Annotated in this window: 12 protein-coding genes and 2 pseudogenes; 8 read left to right on the forward strand and 6 right to left on the reverse strand. The window is 67.2% G+C overall.

What is annotated here, in order from left to right; genetic code table 11:
* The first annotated feature begins 42 nt into the window (after positions 1–42).
* Together OIE75_RS32325 and OIE75_RS32330 are read left to right on the forward strand one after the other, a co-directional pair.
* Positions 43–1,560 carry an ATP/GTP-binding protein gene (locus tag OIE75_RS32325; protein ID WP_329474093.1) on the forward strand — a complete coding sequence of 506 codons (1,518 nt, stop codon included), beginning with the start codon at positions 43–45 and terminating at the stop codon, positions 1,558–1,560.
* The gene (locus OIE75_RS32330; protein ID WP_329473063.1) at positions 1,541–3,364 is read left to right on the forward strand and encodes a type IV secretory system conjugative DNA transfer family protein; all 1,824 of its coding nucleotides are present in this window, start codon (positions 1,541–1,543) and stop codon (positions 3,362–3,364) included. Before OIE75_RS32325 ends, OIE75_RS32330 begins: the two co-directional genes overlap by 20 nt.
* 16 nt (positions 3,365–3,380) lie before the next feature.
* On the opposite strand, the gene OIE75_RS32335 is transcribed toward OIE75_RS32330, so the two are convergent.
* Positions 3,381–4,532 carry a DUF418 domain-containing protein gene (locus tag OIE75_RS32335; protein ID WP_329473064.1) on the reverse strand — a complete coding sequence of 384 codons (1,152 nt, stop codon included), beginning with the start codon at positions 4,530–4,532 and terminating at the stop codon, positions 3,381–3,383.
* A 155-nt stretch (positions 4,533–4,687) separates the two neighbouring features.
* Between OIE75_RS32335 and OIE75_RS32340 the strand changes: the two genes are divergently transcribed.
* The 3 genes from OIE75_RS32340 (at position 4,688) to OIE75_RS32350 (ending at position 8,958) form a co-directional block, all read left to right on the forward strand.
* Positions 4,688–5,749, forward strand: a complete 1,062-nt coding sequence (locus tag OIE75_RS32340; RefSeq protein WP_443078408.1) for an IS630 family transposase — start codon at positions 4,688–4,690, stop codon at positions 5,747–5,749.
* A 1,960-nt stretch (positions 5,750–7,709) separates the two neighbouring features.
* Entirely contained in the window at positions 7,710–8,054 is a 345-nt protein-coding gene (locus OIE75_RS32345; RefSeq protein WP_329473066.1) for a hypothetical protein, read from the forward strand.
* A gap of 45 nt (positions 8,055–8,099) precedes the next feature.
* Positions 8,100–8,958, forward strand: a protein-coding gene (locus tag OIE75_RS32350; RefSeq protein WP_329474074.1) for an IS5 family transposase whose coding sequence is annotated in 2 segments (ribosomal slippage) — positions 8,100–8,465 and positions 8,467–8,958 — 858 coding nt in all. Because the reading frame shifts where the segments join, the coding sequence is not laid out codon by codon here.
* 837 nt (positions 8,959–9,795) lie between these two features.
* On the opposite strand, the gene OIE75_RS41530 is transcribed toward OIE75_RS32350, so the two are convergent.
* Both OIE75_RS41530 and OIE75_RS32355 read right to left on the reverse strand, forming a co-directional pair.
* The gene (locus OIE75_RS41530) at positions 9,796–10,056 is read right to left on the reverse strand and encodes a helix-turn-helix domain-containing protein (RefSeq protein ID WP_443078462.1); all 261 of its coding nucleotides are present in this window, start codon (positions 10,054–10,056) and stop codon (positions 9,796–9,798) included.
* Positions 9,941–10,408: a helix-turn-helix domain-containing protein gene (locus OIE75_RS32355; protein ID WP_443078409.1), complete on the reverse strand. Its 468-nt coding sequence runs from the start codon at positions 10,406–10,408 to the stop codon at positions 9,941–9,943. The genes OIE75_RS41530 and OIE75_RS32355 overlap by 116 nt, the downstream gene beginning before the upstream one ends.
* Before the next feature lie 257 nt (positions 10,409–10,665).
* On the opposite strand from OIE75_RS32355, the gene rimM reads away from it, so the two are divergent.
* On the forward strand, positions 10,666–11,241 hold the full coding sequence (rimM, locus tag OIE75_RS32360; RefSeq protein WP_329473067.1) for a ribosome maturation factor RimM: 576 nt from the start codon (positions 10,666–10,668) through the stop codon (positions 11,239–11,241).
* A gap of 630 nt (positions 11,242–11,871) precedes the next feature.
* Here the strand turns inward: rimM and OIE75_RS32365 are convergent.
* Positions 11,872–12,129, reverse strand: a complete 258-nt coding sequence (locus tag OIE75_RS32365; protein ID WP_329473068.1) for a hypothetical protein — start codon at positions 12,127–12,129, stop codon at positions 11,872–11,874.
* Between the two features lie 213 nt (positions 12,130–12,342).
* Here OIE75_RS32365 and OIE75_RS32370 point away from each other — a divergent pair.
* Positions 12,343–13,099, forward strand: a pseudogene (locus OIE75_RS32370) (transposase family protein).
* Positions 13,100–13,119: 20 nt separating this feature from the next.
* Here the strand turns inward: OIE75_RS32370 and OIE75_RS32375 are convergent.
* Together OIE75_RS32375 and OIE75_RS32380 are read right to left on the reverse strand one after the other, a co-directional pair.
* Positions 13,120–13,924: pseudogene (locus tag OIE75_RS32375) on the reverse strand (transposase family protein).
* A gap of 78 nt (positions 13,925–14,002) precedes the next feature.
* Positions 14,003–14,482: a class I SAM-dependent methyltransferase gene (locus OIE75_RS32380; RefSeq protein ID WP_329473069.1), complete on the reverse strand. Its 480-nt coding sequence runs from the start codon at positions 14,480–14,482 to the stop codon at positions 14,003–14,005.
* 1,517 nt (positions 14,483–15,999) lie between these two features.
* Between OIE75_RS32380 and OIE75_RS32385 the strand changes: the two genes are divergently transcribed.
* On the forward strand, positions 16,000–16,971 hold the full coding sequence (locus OIE75_RS32385; RefSeq protein ID WP_329474095.1) for a transposase family protein: 972 nt from the start codon (positions 16,000–16,002) through the stop codon (positions 16,969–16,971).
* Positions 16,972–17,179: the final 208 nt, after the last annotated feature.

Below are 17,179 nucleotides of genomic sequence, written 5' to 3' on the forward strand. Positions count from 1 at the left end.
GGCAACAACAGGAAGCAACCAGCCCGCTCCAAGAAACAGTTGGTGCCTCCGCGTGGCTGGCCCGGCCCCGGCGGCGGCCAGGTGGCCAACGTGGACCCGCCGACGATGTGGCGAGCCACCACCGTGCAGGCGTGCGGCCTGTGGCCATTCGCGGCGGGCTCGGGCGCGCCGATGAGCGGCGTCCCGTTGGGCCGACATCTCTTCACCGGAGCCACCGTCTGCGGCGACCCGCTGTCGTGGTTCACGCGCGCGCACTACATCTCCAACCCTTCGCTGTTCATGCTGGGTATGCCGGGCCTGGGCAAGTCCACTCTGATCAACCGCATGCTCATCGGACTGGCCGCCACCGGTGTGGTACCGCTGGTACTGGGCGACCTCAAGCCCGACTATGCCGACACCGTGCGCGCCCTGGGGGGACAGGTCATCTCCATCGGGCGCGGGGTGGGCGGCATCAATGTCCTCGACCCTGGGGCGATGGGCGCCGCCGCTCAGCGCATCGGCGGCGAGGCCGGCCGGGTGCTGACCGCCGAAACCCACGGTCGCGTCCTCAACATGGTCGCCGCACTCGTCACCATCGTGCGTGACCGTCCCGTGGACGACCACGAGCAGTCGGTGCTCTCCGCGGCCCTGCACCATCTGCGCGAGCGCACACCATCCGGTCGTCAGCCACTGCTGCCGGACCTGCTGCGGGTCATCACCGAGGGGCCTGACCGGGTACGGGCGGTGACCCTGGACCGGGGGGACGAGACCCGCTACCGCAACGCGGTGGACCCGCTGCACCGCTCGCTGTTGGGCATCCTGGACGGACCGCTCGGTGACACATTCGCCTCCGAGACGTCCACCCGCATCAACCTGGACGCGCCGGCGGTATGCGTGGACATCTCCCGGATCGGTGAGGCGGACACCCAGCTCACCGCCGCGGCGATGCTGGCCACGTGGTCCGACGGCCTGGGCACCGTGGCCGCCTCGCATGCGCTGGCGGACGCCGGACTTCGGCCCCGGCGCTGGTTCTTCACGGTGCTCGACGAACTGTGGCGACCGTTGCGCGCGGCTTCGGGCATTGTGGACCGCATCGACGCGCTGACCCGGCTCAATCGCAGTCTCGGACTGGGCGACGCCAAGATCACACATACGCTCAAGGACGCCGAGTCGCTCGGCTCCGAAACCGACCGGGTCAAGGCACGCGGTTTCGTCGAACGGGCTGGCATGGTGGTGTGCGCGGGGCTGCCGCGCCAGGAGATGGAAGAGCTCGGCCAGATCGTCGGTCTGTCCCGCCGGGAGATCGAACTGGTCTCTTCCTGGTCCTCGCCCCCGGGCTGGGCCGGGACCGGGAACCGCGAGGAACCGCCGGGCCGCGGCCGTTTCCTGATCAAGGTTGGTGGCCGGCCCGGCATCCCGATCCAGGTCGCCATCACCGACACCGAACGGCGACTGCACGACACCAACAAACGCTGGGTGGAGAACGAGGTCGGTATCGAGAGGGCGTACACCCCCGTTCCGGATCTGTCCAAGTCCTCCGACACGGAAAGGGCTTGGACCGATGAGCGCGACTGCGGATAGAGGCAAGGGTTACGGCAGCGAGCTGGCGCCCTGGGCGATCGTCCTCGTGGCGGCCGTGAGCCTGGTGGTGTTCGGGGGCGTGTGGCTCGGCGGCACGCTGGGTGCCGCGCTGACCGGCGCCGGCTGGCATCCTCCGCCCTTTGCCCTGGCGACGTTCCTTACCTTGTTCACCGATGGGCCGTCGGTACTCTGGCCGGAAGCCTCACCGGTCGGCGTGGTCGCCGGAATCGTCCTGGTCTTCGGCTCGGCGGTCACCGCCGGCGTGCTGGCCGGGCGGCGAGTGATGCGGTACGTCTCCCGGCCCAAGGGATTGGCCGGGAACCGGGAACTGGCCGCCCTGGCCCCGGCCGGCATCACGGAGCGCGCCCGTGAGCTGCGCCCCTCGCTCAAGGGCCGCCAGCACCTGCACCCCGACGAGACGGGCAACCTCCTCGGCGACCTCGATCCGAACGGCCCCGAACTACGTTCCTCCTACGAGGACGTGGAGCTGGACCTGATGGCGCCGCGCGCCGGCAAGTCCACGGGCATCGCCATCCCACGGGTGCTGCGTGCCCAGGGCGCGGTGCTGCTGACCTCCAACAAGTCCGACGTCTACGCCGTGACCCGCGCCGCACGCGAAGAGGCCGGCCGGGTATGGACGTTCGACCCGCAGGGCATCGCCCATGCCCCGCGCGAGATGTGGTGGGACATCCTCGCCGACTGTCACACCATTGAGGGCGCCCGTCGCCTGGCCGGGCACTTCGTCGCCTCCGTCAACGACGACCAGTCGAAGAAGGACTTCTGGATCTCCGCGGCTCAGAACACCCTCACCTCCCTGTTTCTCGCCGCAGCACGCGGTGAGGCATCCGTACTCGACCTGCTGGCGTGGCTCGCGGACCCGGCCGATCGCACGCCGATCGACCTGTTGCGGGATGTCAACCTGATCGCTATGGCTGAGCAGTTGCAGGGCACGGTCCGGGGCGCGGTGGAGACCCGTGACGGCATCTACGAAACCGCCCGGCAGTGCGTGGCATGCCTGCTCGACCCGGAGATCGTGGCCTGGGTGACGCCCGATCCCGCACTGCCGCAGTTCAAGCCGCACGAGCACGTACTGACCCGAGACACCCTCTACCTGCTGTCGAAGGACGGCGGTGGCTCAGCCGCGGGGGTGATCGCGGGACTCGCCGACACGACGTTGCGCGCGGGCGTGAAGGCTGCCGAGCGCATGGGCGGCCGACTCGACCCTCCGATGACCGCGGTCCTCGACGAGGCGGCCAACGTCTGCCGGATCTCCGATCTGCCTGACCTGTACAGCCATTTGGGCTCGCGCGGCATCAACGTCGTTACCCTGCTGCAGAGTTACCGGCAGGGCAGCAGGGTGTGGGGCGAGGCCGGTATGGATGCCCTGTGGAGCGCGGCCACGATCAAGCTGCTCGGTGCCGGCTTGGACGACGCCGACTTCGTGGAGAAGGTCTCCAAACTCGTCGGCAACCACGACGTACGTACGGCCTCCTGGTCCAAAAGCAAGGATGGTACCTCCCGTTCGTACTCCTACCGACTGGACCCGGTGCTGCCCGCGGACCGTATACGAGCGCTGCCCAAGGGCACCGCCCTGTTGCTGGCCACCGGTGTACGGCCCGCCCTGATCCGTCTGCGCCCCTGGTACAAAGAGCCCAACGTTGGTGTCATCTCGGCGGCGGCCAAGGCCGAGACGGCCGCCATCACCGAGCGGGCCGCCCGCTCCTGGTCTGGTCATTCCGCTCCCGCTGTCGAAGACGACATGAGCAGGTGGGAAAGGAACGCGGTGCCCTTGCGAAGGCCCTGACCCGCCGGGCCAGGCATCAGGGCCTGCGCCCCAGCGTTGCGGCGCGAAGCAGCCACTCGGCCGGTCCGTATCGGGCACGCCGCAACAGCCAGCCGCCAACAGCGAGTTGTGCCGCGTACAGGGCGAAGCATCCCGCCAGTAGTACCGCGGTGCCGTGGCGGCCGTACCAGGCCAGTCCGTAACCGGTGAAGACGAACGCCATCACCAGGGACTGCGTAAGGTAGTGGGTCAGGGCGAGGCGGCCGGCCCCGGCGAGGGCGCCGGCGATCCGGCCGCCGGGGCGGGTGCGCAGCAGGAGCAGCAGCCCACAGACGTACGAGGCCGTCAGCGCGGGGGCGGTGAGAACGCCGACGGCGGAGCCGACGTCGTACCAGCGGGCGTCCAGCGGCCCATTGCGGCAGACGGCCATGAAGGTGCTCCCGGCCAGACCGACGGGCAGGGCGCAGACGGCGATCCGCACCATCCACGCGCGGTATCGGTGGGTCTCGACGAGCAGCCCGCGTCGGCCGGCGGCGAGTCCGGCCAGCAGCGCCGCCAGCATGTCCGCGCCGTACAGGACGTTCCAGCCCAGGGAGTAGTGCAACCACCCCAGATTGGCCTGGACGACTGAGCCGAAGCCACCCCGGTACGCAGCCGCTGTCTCCTGGATCGCTGCCGCGCGGTCCTGCGGATTCACCGGCTCCGTGTAGGCGACCGTCGCCATGCCCCAGACCAGCAGGCATAGGGCGACACCGGTGACAAGACAGGCCGCCGCCCGTACGGCGGTCCGAGGTTCGATGTCCCTGACCGCGAACAGGACGAGCCCCAGCACCGCATAGACCATGAGGACGTCGCCGGGGAAGAGCAGGACGCCGTGGGCGAGCCCCAGGAGGAACAGGCCAGTCAGTCGGCGCAGATATCGGGGAACGAAAGGAGTGCCTGTGCGCTCGGCCGAAGCTTTTTGGAGCGTGAAGCTGTATCCGAACAGGAAGGAGAAGAGCGGAAAGAACTTTGCGCTGACCAAGGTGGTGAGCAGCCAGTCGGCCGTCTCGTCCACCCGCGACACACGCAGCTCGCCTCCCGAGCCCATGCGAGGGCCGGCCATGGCCGTGACGTTGACAAGAAGAATGCCCAGCAGGGCGAAGCCGCGGAGTACGTCGATCTCCCACACCCTCTCGTGCTTCGGCACCGTCACGGGGTCGAGGGATGTCTGTGTACGGCGCGGGGAGCGCAAGGCGGACCTCCGGGACTGGTGCGATGGCGGGAGAACGACAAGGTCGCACCTGACCACGCCCTACTGGTTATTGATCCGAAACGGTTTGGGTTCTGGGTCGTTGGTGGTGTGTGAGCGATCTGGTGGGGGACGCGCGGCATCTGTCGCCGTCGGCGCAGGAGGCCCTGCGGTTGCGGGCGGTGGCCGCGTTGGTGGCGGGGCGGGACCGTGAGGACGTGGCGGCGATGTTCGGGGTGTCGCTGAAGTCGGTCGACGGCTGGTGGGCGAAGTGGCAGGCCGGCGGACGGGAGGCGCTGGCCATGCGTCCGCGTGGCAAGCCGGTCTGTGTGCATCAGGTGCTCGGGGAGGCCGAGCAGGCCGCGGTGCGGCAGGCGGTCCTGCACCACCGGCCCTGTGACGTGGGGCTTTCCGGTCAGCTGTGGACACGGCGGATGGTGGGCGAGCTGATCGCGAAGCTGTACCGGGTGCGGCTGACCGAGGTGGGAGTGGGCAAGTACCTCAAACGGTGGGGGCTGTCCTTCCAGCGGCCGGACAAGCGGGCCGTCGAGCAGGACCCTGAGGCCGTGCGGCGCTGGCGTGAGGAGACCTGGCCGAAGATCCACGGGAAAGCGAGGAAGGACGGCGGCGAGATCCTCTTGGCCGACCAGGTCGGCATCCGCTCGGACCAGGTCACCAGCCGGACCTGGGGTGAGAAGGGGAATACCCCTGTGGTGCGGCGGAGCGGGAACAGGTTCTCGGTCAACGCCGTGTCGGCGATCAGCACCAAGGCCCGGATGCACTTCACGGTCTTCACCGAGCACTTCACCGCCGAAGTGATGTGCTGCTTCCTGGACCGGCTCGCCGGCCACTTCGACCACAAGGTCCATCTCGTGGTCGACGGGCACTCCGCGCACCGCTCCATGAAGGTCCGCGACTGGCTCGCCGCCCACCCTGACGATGTCGAACTGCACTTCCTGCCCCCGTACTCGCCCGAGCTGAACCCCGACGAGCTGGTCAATGCGGACCTCAAGCACAGCCTGCCCAAGCAGCACCGGGCCCGCGATCAGGCCGAACTCGCCGCCGAGACCCGCCGCTTCTTCCGCAGACGCCAACGCCAGCCGCGCATCGTCCGCGGCTACTTCGGAGGCCCGCACGTCCGCTACATCCTGGACGAGAACCCCATGAGTTTCTGATCAATATCTCTCCCCGAGTGAGGCCGTCATGCGAGACCGGTGAACGATGCGATCGGCGCACTGATATCAGTCAGCCGCCCTCGGGCAATGTGTCGGTAACCGGTCTGGCCCCGGCGTGACCAGCCACCCTCCCTGGACCGGCCAGGTGCAAAATACCTGCCGAACACCGGGTCTGACTTCGAACGGCACAACGGCGTCCACACCCAAACGGTTCAGGGATTCAGCCAACCACTCCCCCACGTGTGCCGTGGCCTGAACTCCGCGCGTGCTGAATCGCTTTGGGTGCAGCCCCGGCCAGTATTGAAAACGTTTCATCTCGCTCTTGCATTGCCTTGCGGCGCCTTTCGGTAAGGCGTGGCGGGGCTTTGCTGGGGAGGCGTGGCGGAACGGAGCGGCCAGTCGTCCGGCACGCCTCCTGGGGACCCTGGCGGCATCAGGGAAGCCGCACTCACGGCAGTTATAGGAGGAGGAGTCTTGCTCCGAGGCTCAGCGATGGGCTGGGCTGAACTTATAACCCCTTGAGTCTGGGCCGAGGGCTCCACAGTCCGCGCGGCCAAGGCAATGGCCTGTTCGGCCAGCCTAAGCGCTATCAGTGTCGCATCGCGGCCAGTGGGAGTACGCGGTGGCTGGGAGACATTCTGCTGCGACTGCGGTGAAGGGTCCGGAACCGATGCCTGAGCCTGTGCCTTTGCGCGTGCGCGTTCATCCCACTTCCGGTAGAGGACCGACCCCAGGGCAGCGCCCCCTCCGAGAACGAGCACCGCCAAGCCGACGGGAGCCAAGGGGGGGACGAGGGACATCACCGCTCCGGCGGCCACCATCACCACTCCGACGTTCGTGGTTTTTCGCGACGTCGCGGCTCTCCGAGCCAGTGCCCCTGCGGCTCTGAGTCCGGCCGCCGCTCTGCGACTCGAAGAGCTTCCCTCTGTTTGCCCCACTGCCTGGTGACTATCTGAAATCCTGCTGGTTTCCGACCGTTCTTCCCCGTCGGCATACCAGGTTCTGTTGATATCCGCCATGTTGTGCTTCTCCCCTTCAAGGATCTAGACGCGCCGACAGGGCCTCGAAGGGCCTCATGATTGAGCGGCATGCAAGGAATGCCGCCGAGTGGTACAAACAAGGCCCCAACTCGCAGCCACACCAACGTGCGGCCGCCGCGGACGCACCTGCCGTGCGAGAGTAGGCCGGTGCCAAGCACGGGTCACGGACGTTCAGCGCGTTGGTGACGCGTTGGTTCTACCGGCGGGAGATCACTCGGGCTCGGCTGTCGAACGAGATACGACGGCCTGGCGTAGGCCGCGGTCTCCACGGACTCCCGCTCAATCCCGCAACACAGGCAGTAGACCGCAGACCAGGAGGGCGAGGGAGGCGGTGGGTCTTCACCGCCTGTGCAAAGACCGCATGCCGGCCGCTTTGTTGTGACGTGCGGTGCCGGACAGTGTTGACGGCTTGACCGCCCCGCTTCTCGCGGAAAACCTGCTCACCGCGCGGATCAACGCGCTGTCTGTTGTCCATCGCGAACCCTTCAAGTGCACTGCGTTCTCGGAGGGGACAACGCCAGGGTGCGCGTTTGGGTTCAACTGGCTACGCGCTTCGGCAAAACCTCCGAACCCACCGAAGGGCGTACTCCCACTTGAGAGAGCCCCCCCTCACCGCCTGTCATGCCGCTGGAGGGGCGGACCAAGGCCAGGGCCCGGCCCCTCGCAGTGCCCAGGAGGTGAACTGTTTCTCGCCGGTGGCCGTTGCGGTGTGGGCAGGACTGTTGTGGCGCGCAGACTACGACTGTTGTTCGGCTCCTGAGGTTTGACTCAGGCCAGGCGAGGCTTTGTGCGCCGATACCGTACGGAAGGGAATGGACATGAGCAGGGGTGACGAAGCCGACGGGGCAGTCTTAAGGGGGGACCCTCTCACGTCTGCGGTCCCGTCGGCTGCCGACCGGCGAGGAGGCTCCGAGCCTGGGATGGAGCCGGCCCCGCATTTCGACGTGGTGATCTTCGGCGACGGATCCGCCGCCATTGACGGCGAATCGGTGCCTGTGATGCCGGGCGAACCAATTGATGTCGCGATTCTCGACATGCTGCACGGATACGCACGCGTCCGGGACGCCTCCGTGACGGGGGCCATCCAAGACCCGTCCAGTGGCTACGTGGCGATCGTAGAGGTCACTCCGGACGGATCCAGCAAGCTGCTGGAGCAGCGGGCGCAGGCGGAAGCGAGCGAAGCAGGGCAGTCCGCCGGATCCAAGGGATCCGTCGTACAGGGTGAACCCCCCGTTCCTCAACTCGTTCGGGCCCGACGTACCTAGGGTCCGTCTTCAAAGATCACTGAGGTGGTGGATCATGGTGGGGTGATACGCCGCCATGAACTCACGGATGCGGAATGGGAGTTACTTGCTCCACTGATACCGCGGGCCGCCACGGGACGTCCGCGTGTGTCGGACCGCCAGGTCATCAACGGGATGGTCTACAAGATCCGCACCGGTATCTCCTGGCGTGACCTGCCGGAACGCTACGGGCCGTGGAAGACGGTCTACACCCGGTTCCGCCGCTACGCCCTGGACGGCGTGTTCGCCCGAGCGCTTCAGCAGGTCCAAGCCGAAGCGGACGCGGCCGGCGACATCGACTGGTTGGTCCAGATCGACTCCACCATCGTCCGTGCCCACCAGCACGCTGCTGCCACCGGCCGAAAAGGGGAACCACCGGCAGGACGAACCGGACGATCACGCCCTCGGCCGATCCCGAGGCGGACTGACCACCAAAATTCACCTCGCTTGCGACGGCCGCGGCCGGCCCCTCGCCATCCTGCTGACACCCGGCCAACGGCACGACAGCATCTGCGCACGCCCGCTCCTCGAACGCATCCACGTCCCGCGAACCGGCGTCGGACGACCACGCTGCAGGCCCGACCAGGTCATCGCGGACAAGGCCTACAGCTCCCGCGGCTTCCGCGCCTACCTGCGCAAACGCGGCATCGCACACACCATCCCGGAGAAGACCGACCAGCGACGGCACCGTCACAACCGCGGACGTCACGGCGGCCGACCACCGGCATTCGACCGGCATCTCTACCGTCGCCGCAACGTCGTTGAGCGCTGCTTCAACCGTCTCAAGGGCTTCCGCGGCATCGCCACTCGATACGAGAAGACCGCCACTTCCTACGAAGCAGCGGTCAATCTCGCCTCATTCCTACTCTGGGCAAGATCCGTTTGAAGACGGACCCTAGTACCGATACCGTGCCCCCTGGAACCGATCGTGCGGAGTCGTCCGTGGGCTCACAGAGCGCGAACCCGCAAACCGTGCCACCTGGTCATCGACAGGTGTCGGGGGTGGATGCCGCCCGCGGGAAAGCGCGGCCTCAGTCGGACGATGAGTACGAACAGCCTGGGCTGCTCCAACGCCCCCTGGTGGTTGGGGGGGTAGCGGTTGGCGTGGCAGTACTCGTCACCCGCACGCCCTGGCCGCCTACCTCACCCAGGTCGCCACCAGCGACGGGCAGCGCACCACCGCCAGCGCCCAGTACGAGGACGCCCACCCGGCGATCCTCGCGTGGACGCAAAGCAAGGCGGCGGTCCGTGGCACGAACGAGCTGTCGCTCAGCGACCTCCAGGCCATGATGGCGAGCTGACGGCCGATCGTTGACCGCGCTGGCGCCCACGGAACAGATGTCCGTGGGCGCCGACGCGTTCGGATCCTTGAGGGCCCCGGAGCCCTCCGGCCCGTCTCCCGGGACGACGGGTGAAGTCGCTGGAGCGTCTGTCGGGACGTGGGCTGCGCGAGCACCCCTGCGGGCGACGCAGCAGCGAGGGTGCAGGGGAGCGAACCCACCGAACCACGGAGGCCCCCATGGCCCACCCGACCTTGCCGACCCCGGCACAGAAGGCCGCGAAGGCGGCACGCGGGCAGCAGTCCGGCGGTGATCACAGGCACGCTCGATCCGCATCTGGCCCGCTACCCCGACGACGAAAGGGCACAGCTCGCCACCGCCCAGCTCACCGGCGTCCGCGTCACCCTCGCCCAGCTCTCCACATAGCCACCGACCACCGCCGATCACCCGGCGGACGACCGGAGTCCGTCCCTGATCACCCCAGGTGCGGCCGGTGACCTGGTCCGAGCGGACCCCGACGTGGTCGGCGAAGAGGACCTCACCGCTCTCCGCCCTCGCTCTGGCCTCCGGATCGCCGGCCAGGCCTCGTCATGCCAGACGCGGACCGCTTCCGGATCCTGCTCGACGGCCCGCTTGTCCGGACGCTGGAACGTCAGTCCCCAGCGCTTGAGGTACTTGCCAACACCGGGCTCGGTGAAGCGGATCCGGTACAGCTTGAAGATCAGCTCGCCTATCAGCACGCGTCCACAGCTGACCGGAAAGCCCCAGGCCGGAGGGGGTGTGACTGAGAACGGCCTGCCGGACGGCGGCCTGCTCGGCCTCGGACAGAACCTGATGCTCGCCCACCCGGCGTCCGCGCGGACGGGACGGCAGCGCGTCGCGGCCGCCAGTCCGCCACCTCGTCCACCAGTTGTCCACGGCCCTGACCGACATTTTGAACAGGGCCGCGACTACAGCACGGTCCCGTCCCTCCACCAGCGCGGACACCGCCAGCAACCGCACAGCCTCCTGCGCGTCCGCCGACCGGGTCCGCGCATCCCCCACCAGGTCACTCACACACCGTCAAGAGCATGAAACCAAAGCGTTTCGAATCAATAGGGACTGTGAACCATTTCCTAGCCGCTGCCGTAGTCACAACTGGTAAGGACAGTTGAGCATGGCGACCCTCACTGCTTTTGCAACCGAGTCCGCTCCGAGCGTCTCAGGGCAGGGGCGACTTTCATGTCGACGTCTTACGATTTGCGACAAGAACAGACAAATAGCATGGGAAGGGATCTACTTCCCATGCCGGGGATACAGGACAGGTAACGGCATTGCATCTGATCATCGGACGAATCGGCCGCGCTCATGGGATAGGTGGAGACGTCACCGTTGACACACGCACCGATGAGCCTGAGCGGCGGTTCATGCCAGGCACCGTCTTGCTGACGGACCCGCCGTCCGCTGGCCCGTTGACCATCGAGAACAGCCGGATGAACAACGCGACGCTGCTGCTCCGTTTCCAAGGCGTCCAGAACCGCGATGCCGCCCAGGCCCTGCGCGACACACTCCTCCTCGTGGAGGTCGACATCGACGAACTCTCCGAGGATCCTGATGAGTTTTACGACCACCAACTGGTCGGTCTGAAGGTTGTTACCGAAGATGGCATCGAGGTGGGCCGGATCACTGGGATAGGTCATGCCCCCTTGCAGGACCTCGTCATCATCGAGCGGGCCAATGGAAATGAGGTGCTGGTGCCCTTCGTACAACAGATCGTCACCGAAATTGATCTTGCGGAACAGCGTGCGGTCATCAACCCACCTCCCGGCCTGATCGACGACCGCACCGAAGCCGCATCACCGCCGGGGAGCACCAGTACCTCTGACAGGGAAGATGACGTGACGTTGTAGTCCGCGACAGCTCTGGTCGTCCACCGGCCTGAGTAGCACGAGGCTCGGACGGCTCCGAAAGACCGGCCGGAGTCGCGAAACTAGCCTCGATCGTTCATGAGGGTCCATCAGCTTGCTGATGGACCCTCATGAACGATCGAGGTCATTTGTTCCCCCTGATGCGGGGTTCCACGTCTGCAGAAAACAAACGTGGAACCCGACCGGCAGCGGCTTAGACTTTCCGACCGTTGATCCCCATGTCAGGGACACCACAGCCTGGGTGTCCGACCGGATGGCGAGCCCATCGTCGCTGTTCCCGCTGACGCTGGTGATCACATCGGCTCGCACGATCTCTGGGTCAGGTTATCGCCAGTGGTGCGTGCGAACCCAGATGTCGCGATAATGCCCCTCCTGCATGATCGGCGTGTCCTCGTCCATGATTGCGGTTCGCACGGACGGGCCGAGACGGCCTCAGTTGCACGACTCGTAGGGAGCCGTCCCGCCGCGGGCAGCGGGCAGGCGGCGGACGTTGTCGTCCTGGGAGGCCTGTTGCCTCAGCCGCTGGAGCTCCTCGTGCTGGACCGTGAGCCGGGAGACGGCAAGCGTCTTGAACGCGGTGAGCTCGGCCAGCGCCTCGTCCCGTTTCGCGACTCATTCCTTGAGTTCGGCGACCTGGGCCTTGAGCCGTTCGATCTGCGACGTCCGGGGGTCATGGGCCTTGCCCGCGTCGCGCTGGGCCTTCAGGCGACGCTCGAACTCCTCGAGGTGCTGGTAGAGGCCGGGGCGGGTGGTGCCGTCACGGTTCTTTTTCGGGTAGAAGCCGGTCCGGGTCACCCCCGCTTCGGCGGCCAGGGTCTTCAGATCGCACCTGCCGCCGGGCGGGAGTTCGCCCCGCAGCAGCCGGTCCATCGCGGCGCGGGTCGCCTCCTCGCTGCGGGCGCGGTCCGCTTCACTGAGCCTCTTTCATCCTGTGCTGGAGGGTGAAAGAGGCTCACTGAGCCTTTTCAGCGTGGCCACTGAACGGGTGATGGTGCTGCTGGGGAGGAGGGACCGCAACGCACGAGGCTCCCGTGCCGTTGAGGGAGGTGTTCGAAGTCTCAATCCATCGGCACAGGAGCCTCGTTGGTTCTCTATCCTGCCGCACTCGACCTGTCTCACGCCTTGGTTGCGTGGGTCACGATGCTCATCGTCACCCTTGAGGGGGACCGGCGATGCAAGCTCCCGCCGCACCAGCGTGCGCTGGTCGCCCTGGTGTATCTGCGCCGTCACGACACCCTCGCGCGCATCGCGGCCGGCTTCGGTATATCCGTCGGTACCGCTCACGCATACGCCACGGCCGTCGTCGGTCTGCTCGCCGGCCGGGCTCCGGGCCTGCTGAAGGTCCTGCGCGAGAGCGACCCGGACTTCGTGCTGCTGGACGGGACCCTCGCCGAGTGCGACCGGACCGGCGACGGCCGTGGGCCGTGGCGACTACCCGGCCAAGCACCGCCGCCACGGGGTGAACGACCAGGCCGTCACCGACCCCACCGGCAAGGTGCTGTGGATCTCGCCCGCGCTGCCGGACCGCACCCATGACCTGACCTCGGCCCGCCCCCACCGGATCATCCGGATCTGCGAGCGACAGGGCGCCCCCGCCCTGGCTGACCGCGCATACCAGCGCGCTGGCCCTTGGGTCACCACCGGGCTCAAACGACCACCCGGAGGCGAACTCACGCCCACACAGCGAACTGTCAACCGCGCACCGGCCCAGGCTCGAGCTCCCGTCGAACGCGGCATGGCACGGCTGAAGTCCTGGCAGATCTTCCGCAGAGCCCGCATCAGCCCCAACCACATGACCGTCATCGCCAAGGCCCTCCTCACCCTGGAGAGCCAACGCTGAAAGAGCTCACTGAACCGTTTTCATCCTGAATAGGTGCAGGTCAGCAGGGTGTGGACGGCCTGGACGATGGTGCCGACGCGGCGGGTGGAACAGCGGGCTCGCCGCAGCAGGGCCACGTTTTGAGTTGGGCGAAGGCGCGCTCGCCGGGGGCTCTCAATCGGGCGTGGTCGCGGTTGAACTGCTGGTAGTGCGGGGGGTGTTCGCGGTGGTGGTAGTACGGGGTATGGAAGGTGGCGCCGGCGCCTTGGTAGGCGCGGTCGGCGAGGACGAGGATCTGCCGGGTCAGGCAGGCTTGGACAATGCCGTGAGCGCGAGCCGCCGTCAGGTCGTGGGTGCGCCCTGGAGTCACGCGGGAGAACCAGAGCGGGGTGCCGTCCGGACAGGCGACGACCTGGACGTTCATCCCGTGTTTCCGGTGTTTCTGGGAGTAGTACGGCTGGTCCGCGGCGATGCGGTCGATGGAAATGAGCGTTCCGTCGACGATGACGAAGTCTCCTTCGCCCAGGCCGACGAGGGCCTCGTACAGACCGGGAGCCCAGGAGGCCAGGATGTCGAGGGTCTCGTCGACGTACCGCCAGGCGGTCGCGGTGGAGACCCCGAAGCCGCCGCGAGCTGGGGCAGCGTCTCGTTCCTGCGCAGGTGCACCAGCGCCAGCAGGGCCTGCTGGAAGCAGCCCAGCTTCCGCCATCGCGTGCCGCGTTCACACCTTCGGGCATAGATGAGCCACGAGACATGCTCGATCAGCTCGTGAGGGACGTCGAGCGTGGCACGATACGGGACCAAGCGAGGCTCCTCGGACGAAGTGTGGTGCGTGGAGAACACCACCGCAACGACCAGGCCTCGCCTTGTCACGCCACCCCGCTGACCTGCACCATCAGCCATGCAGGACAGCATGGAAACGGTTCACTGCGACGGCACTGGCTTTTTGCGGGGCCGACGGGCGTGGAGGACGAATGCCGGGGGCATGTTGCGCCACACGGTCCGACTGGGGACGACCTCCTCGAAGCTCTCGGCCAGCAGGGCGCGAAAGCGGCGAGCGGCGGCGAGGGGAACGGCGTGGACGTACGTGAAGGCTGTGAACGCGCCTGCAGGGCTGAGCGCTTCGGCCGTGACAGCCATGAGCTGCTGCTGAGTGGCAAATGGGAAAAGGGCCCAGGGAAGGCCACTGATGACCATGTCCGCTCGATAGATGCCCCGTGCGTCCAGCAATTGCCGCAGCTCCCCGGCGTCACGCTGGATCACCTCCGCCCCCGGGTGCCAGTGTTGGAGACGCTGAGCGAGAACCGGATCGATCTCGATGGCCAGGTGACGTCCCCGGCCTCCGAGCCTGCGCTGGATCTCAGCTGTGAACGGGCCGGTACCGGCACCCAGTTCGACCACCACGGGCTCACCGCATTCGGGTATAGGAGCAGAGACTGCCTGGGCGAGGTGGCGCGAGCTGGGTGCTATGGCTCCCATGCGGCCCGGTGCCCGCACCCACCGCCGGAGGAATAGGGCGATATCATGCGGTTCTCCGGACGGCCTGCTAATACCGCCTTGCCGAGCCGAAGAGGGCACCTTACTAGTGGTCATGGTAGTTGAGCTTCCTGGAGAGCATAATTATGGGGAGAGCCGCTGGGCCCCGGCGCTGGGACTGCTTCGAAAGTTCCGAGCCATGGCTGTGATCAAATTGTTCGGGACAGGCCTAGGCCGGACGTGCAGGGACGTAACGGTCCAGTTCCTTGCGTGCCGTCCCTCGATGCGAGGCCGGGTATTGCGTGACGGGCATGACCCGGGGCTGCGTCGTGTGTGTCGAGCTGGTCCGGCGGTACAGGCCTCGGGTGGTCCTGGTCGACATCAGCAGGTCGCGGCTGAACTGGCTGCGGGCCATCCGGGCTCTGGTCCGGAGGCCGGCCGGATTTCCCGGAGGCAGCCACGGAGAAAGCGTCGAGCCACTCAGACGGTGTCCTACATGGTCAGTGGGCTATTGAACCGTGCATGGGCAGTTGACAGTGAGACTGGAATGCTCCGGACGACTTGTGGGTCGCGGAGCCGTTGTTACCGCACCGCTGGCGCCGGTGCGTCCGCAGGGCGGCCGGGTGGCGACATCGACGAAGAGTCGGATTCGCCGCGGTCGTGTACGTACTGGTCAGCGGTGGATGCCTCGGCTCTCAGGTGATTTGACCGAGGCCCCCGACGGTGATCAGCCAGTTCCCTCAGCGGGGTGAAGTCGACATCGAGCTTTCGGATTGTGCACCTCGGGCTGGATGCCGAGTTCGTGCTAGGTGCGGGGCGGGCCTGGGCACGCCGGGCTGAGGCAGTGCGCTGTGCGTCGGCTTGCCGCGCAGCAGGTCATCGACGAGACTCACACCGTCGAACGGGTGAGCGGGGTCGGGACAGCTCCTCCCAACTCGATGAAAGCCGCCCTCCAATCCAATCGTGATCACCGGTGTGCGGCTCACTTTGCGACTCCCATGAAGGCGTCATGGTTATGGCTCCTGCGGCGCCCGCAACACCCAGAAGGCGGCACCGGGACAGAGAGCGCGTCGGTGAAGTCATGGATCCTCGGGTCTTTCGTGGTCGGTGTCGCTACCAGAGTTTCGAGGCTGAGCGCCGAGATCCAGGGCCTCTTGATCCGAGGATGAGCCGGTGCCGGGCCGAGACCGTCGCTTTCAGCCGCGGCATCCTGAGGGCGGATGCTCCCCAGCCACTCGCATATGGCGCTCCTGTAGCGGACCGTTCGGCGCTACGCTCTCCCGCCCGCCGAGGAGCGGGACCTCGACCGCGAACTGGACCGCCGGCTGGCACGGGCGTCCGCCCCCTGAACGACGACCGGCGCGGCGAAGCGACGTAACGAGTTGGTGCGTGATAGCGGGTGAGGTGTCGTGCCAGGCGGATGGCATGATCCCGCTGTGGCGATCATGGTCAATCGGGCAGTGCTGGCGCATCAGCTGTTCACGGGGCTCTCTCGGTCTCATCTGGCTTGTCTGGTCGATGAGTTGGCCGAGCCTTGGCAGGCCGGGGTCGAAGGTCGTCGCCATGTGACGCGGGGCGGGGCCAGGAAGCGGGCCGCGGGTGCCGGCGCCAGCCATCAGCTGGTGGTCGTCGACAGGCTGGTGGCCACGCTGATCCATCTGAGGCACGACCTGCCGCCCTCGGTGCTGGGCCTGCTGTTCGGTGTCGACCGGTCCACGGTCACCCGGGCGACCGGAGAGGTGCGCACGCTCCTGGCGGAGCGGGGGTGCGCGGTTCCCGACCGTCCCGGCCTGCGGCTACGGACCCTGACGGATGTATGTGCCTATGCCCAGGCCGAAGGCGTCGAGCTGCGTCTGGACGCCACCGAGATCCAGGTCCGCCGGCCACCGGCCGGCCGCGCCGGACGTCGTGCCTTCGTCTCGGGCAAGAAGAAGCAGAACACGATGAAGGCCACCGTGATTGCCGACTGGCGCGGCCGCACGTTATGGACCGATGCCCTGCGGCCTGGGCGTATGCACGACGCGACGGCCGCACGCAACGAAGGCATCGCCGTCTGCTTCCGGCACTTCCCCGACGTCGAGGTCCTCCTGGACGACGGCTATCTCGCCCTGAGCCGCGACCACCGTGGCCCAGCCATCACACCGCCCAGAAAACCGCGGCCGGGAGCACTGCCCGGCAGGGTCGAACAGTGGGAACGCGACCGCCACGGGCACTCCTCCGACCGCATCATCGTCGAACACGCTCTTACCGATCACAAACGCTGGAAGCAACTGGCCCGCTGGACCCACCACCGCGACCGCCTGCCCGACACCTACCCCGCCATCACCGGCCTCGTCTCCGACCGCACCGCCAACGCCTCAAAACCCGCCACAGCAAGGCCGAACACGCCTCACCCGCTATCACGCACCAACTCGTAACTGCCTGTTCTCTATCCGCTCGCGCGGTCGGGCAGGTTCGAACGGGGTCCTGGTTCGGGTGAGTTGTCCGGGGCGGGTGCATGAAGGAAGGGCCTCTTGGTAGCTCGCGGATGTCGAGTCCAGCGAGAAGCAAGAGGCCCTGTTGTCGAAGTGTCGCGTGGTCGTGGTCGCCGAGTCCAGTTCGTCCACTCGTGGGTGTGACTGCCTC

This window comes from Streptomyces sp. NBC_01723, assembly GCF_036246005.1.
Lineage (GTDB): Bacteria > Actinomycetota > Actinomycetes > Streptomycetales > Streptomycetaceae > Streptomyces.

Coding starts and splice junctions, on each gene's coding strand:
- OIE75_RS32330 (WP_329473063.1), top strand. CDS start 1,541: ATGAGCGCGACTGCGGATAGAGGCAAGGGTTACGGCAGCGAGCTGGCG.
- OIE75_RS32345 (WP_329473066.1), top strand. CDS start 7,710: ATGGAGCCGGCCCCGCATTTCGACGTGGTGATCTTCGGCGACGGATCC.
- OIE75_RS32365 (WP_329473068.1), bottom strand. CDS start 12,129: ATGGACCGGCTGCTGCGGGGCGAACTCCCGCCCGGCGGCAGGTGCGAT.
- OIE75_RS32385 (WP_329474095.1), top strand. CDS start 16,000: ATGGTCAATCGGGCAGTGCTGGCGCATCAGCTGTTCACGGGGCTCTCT.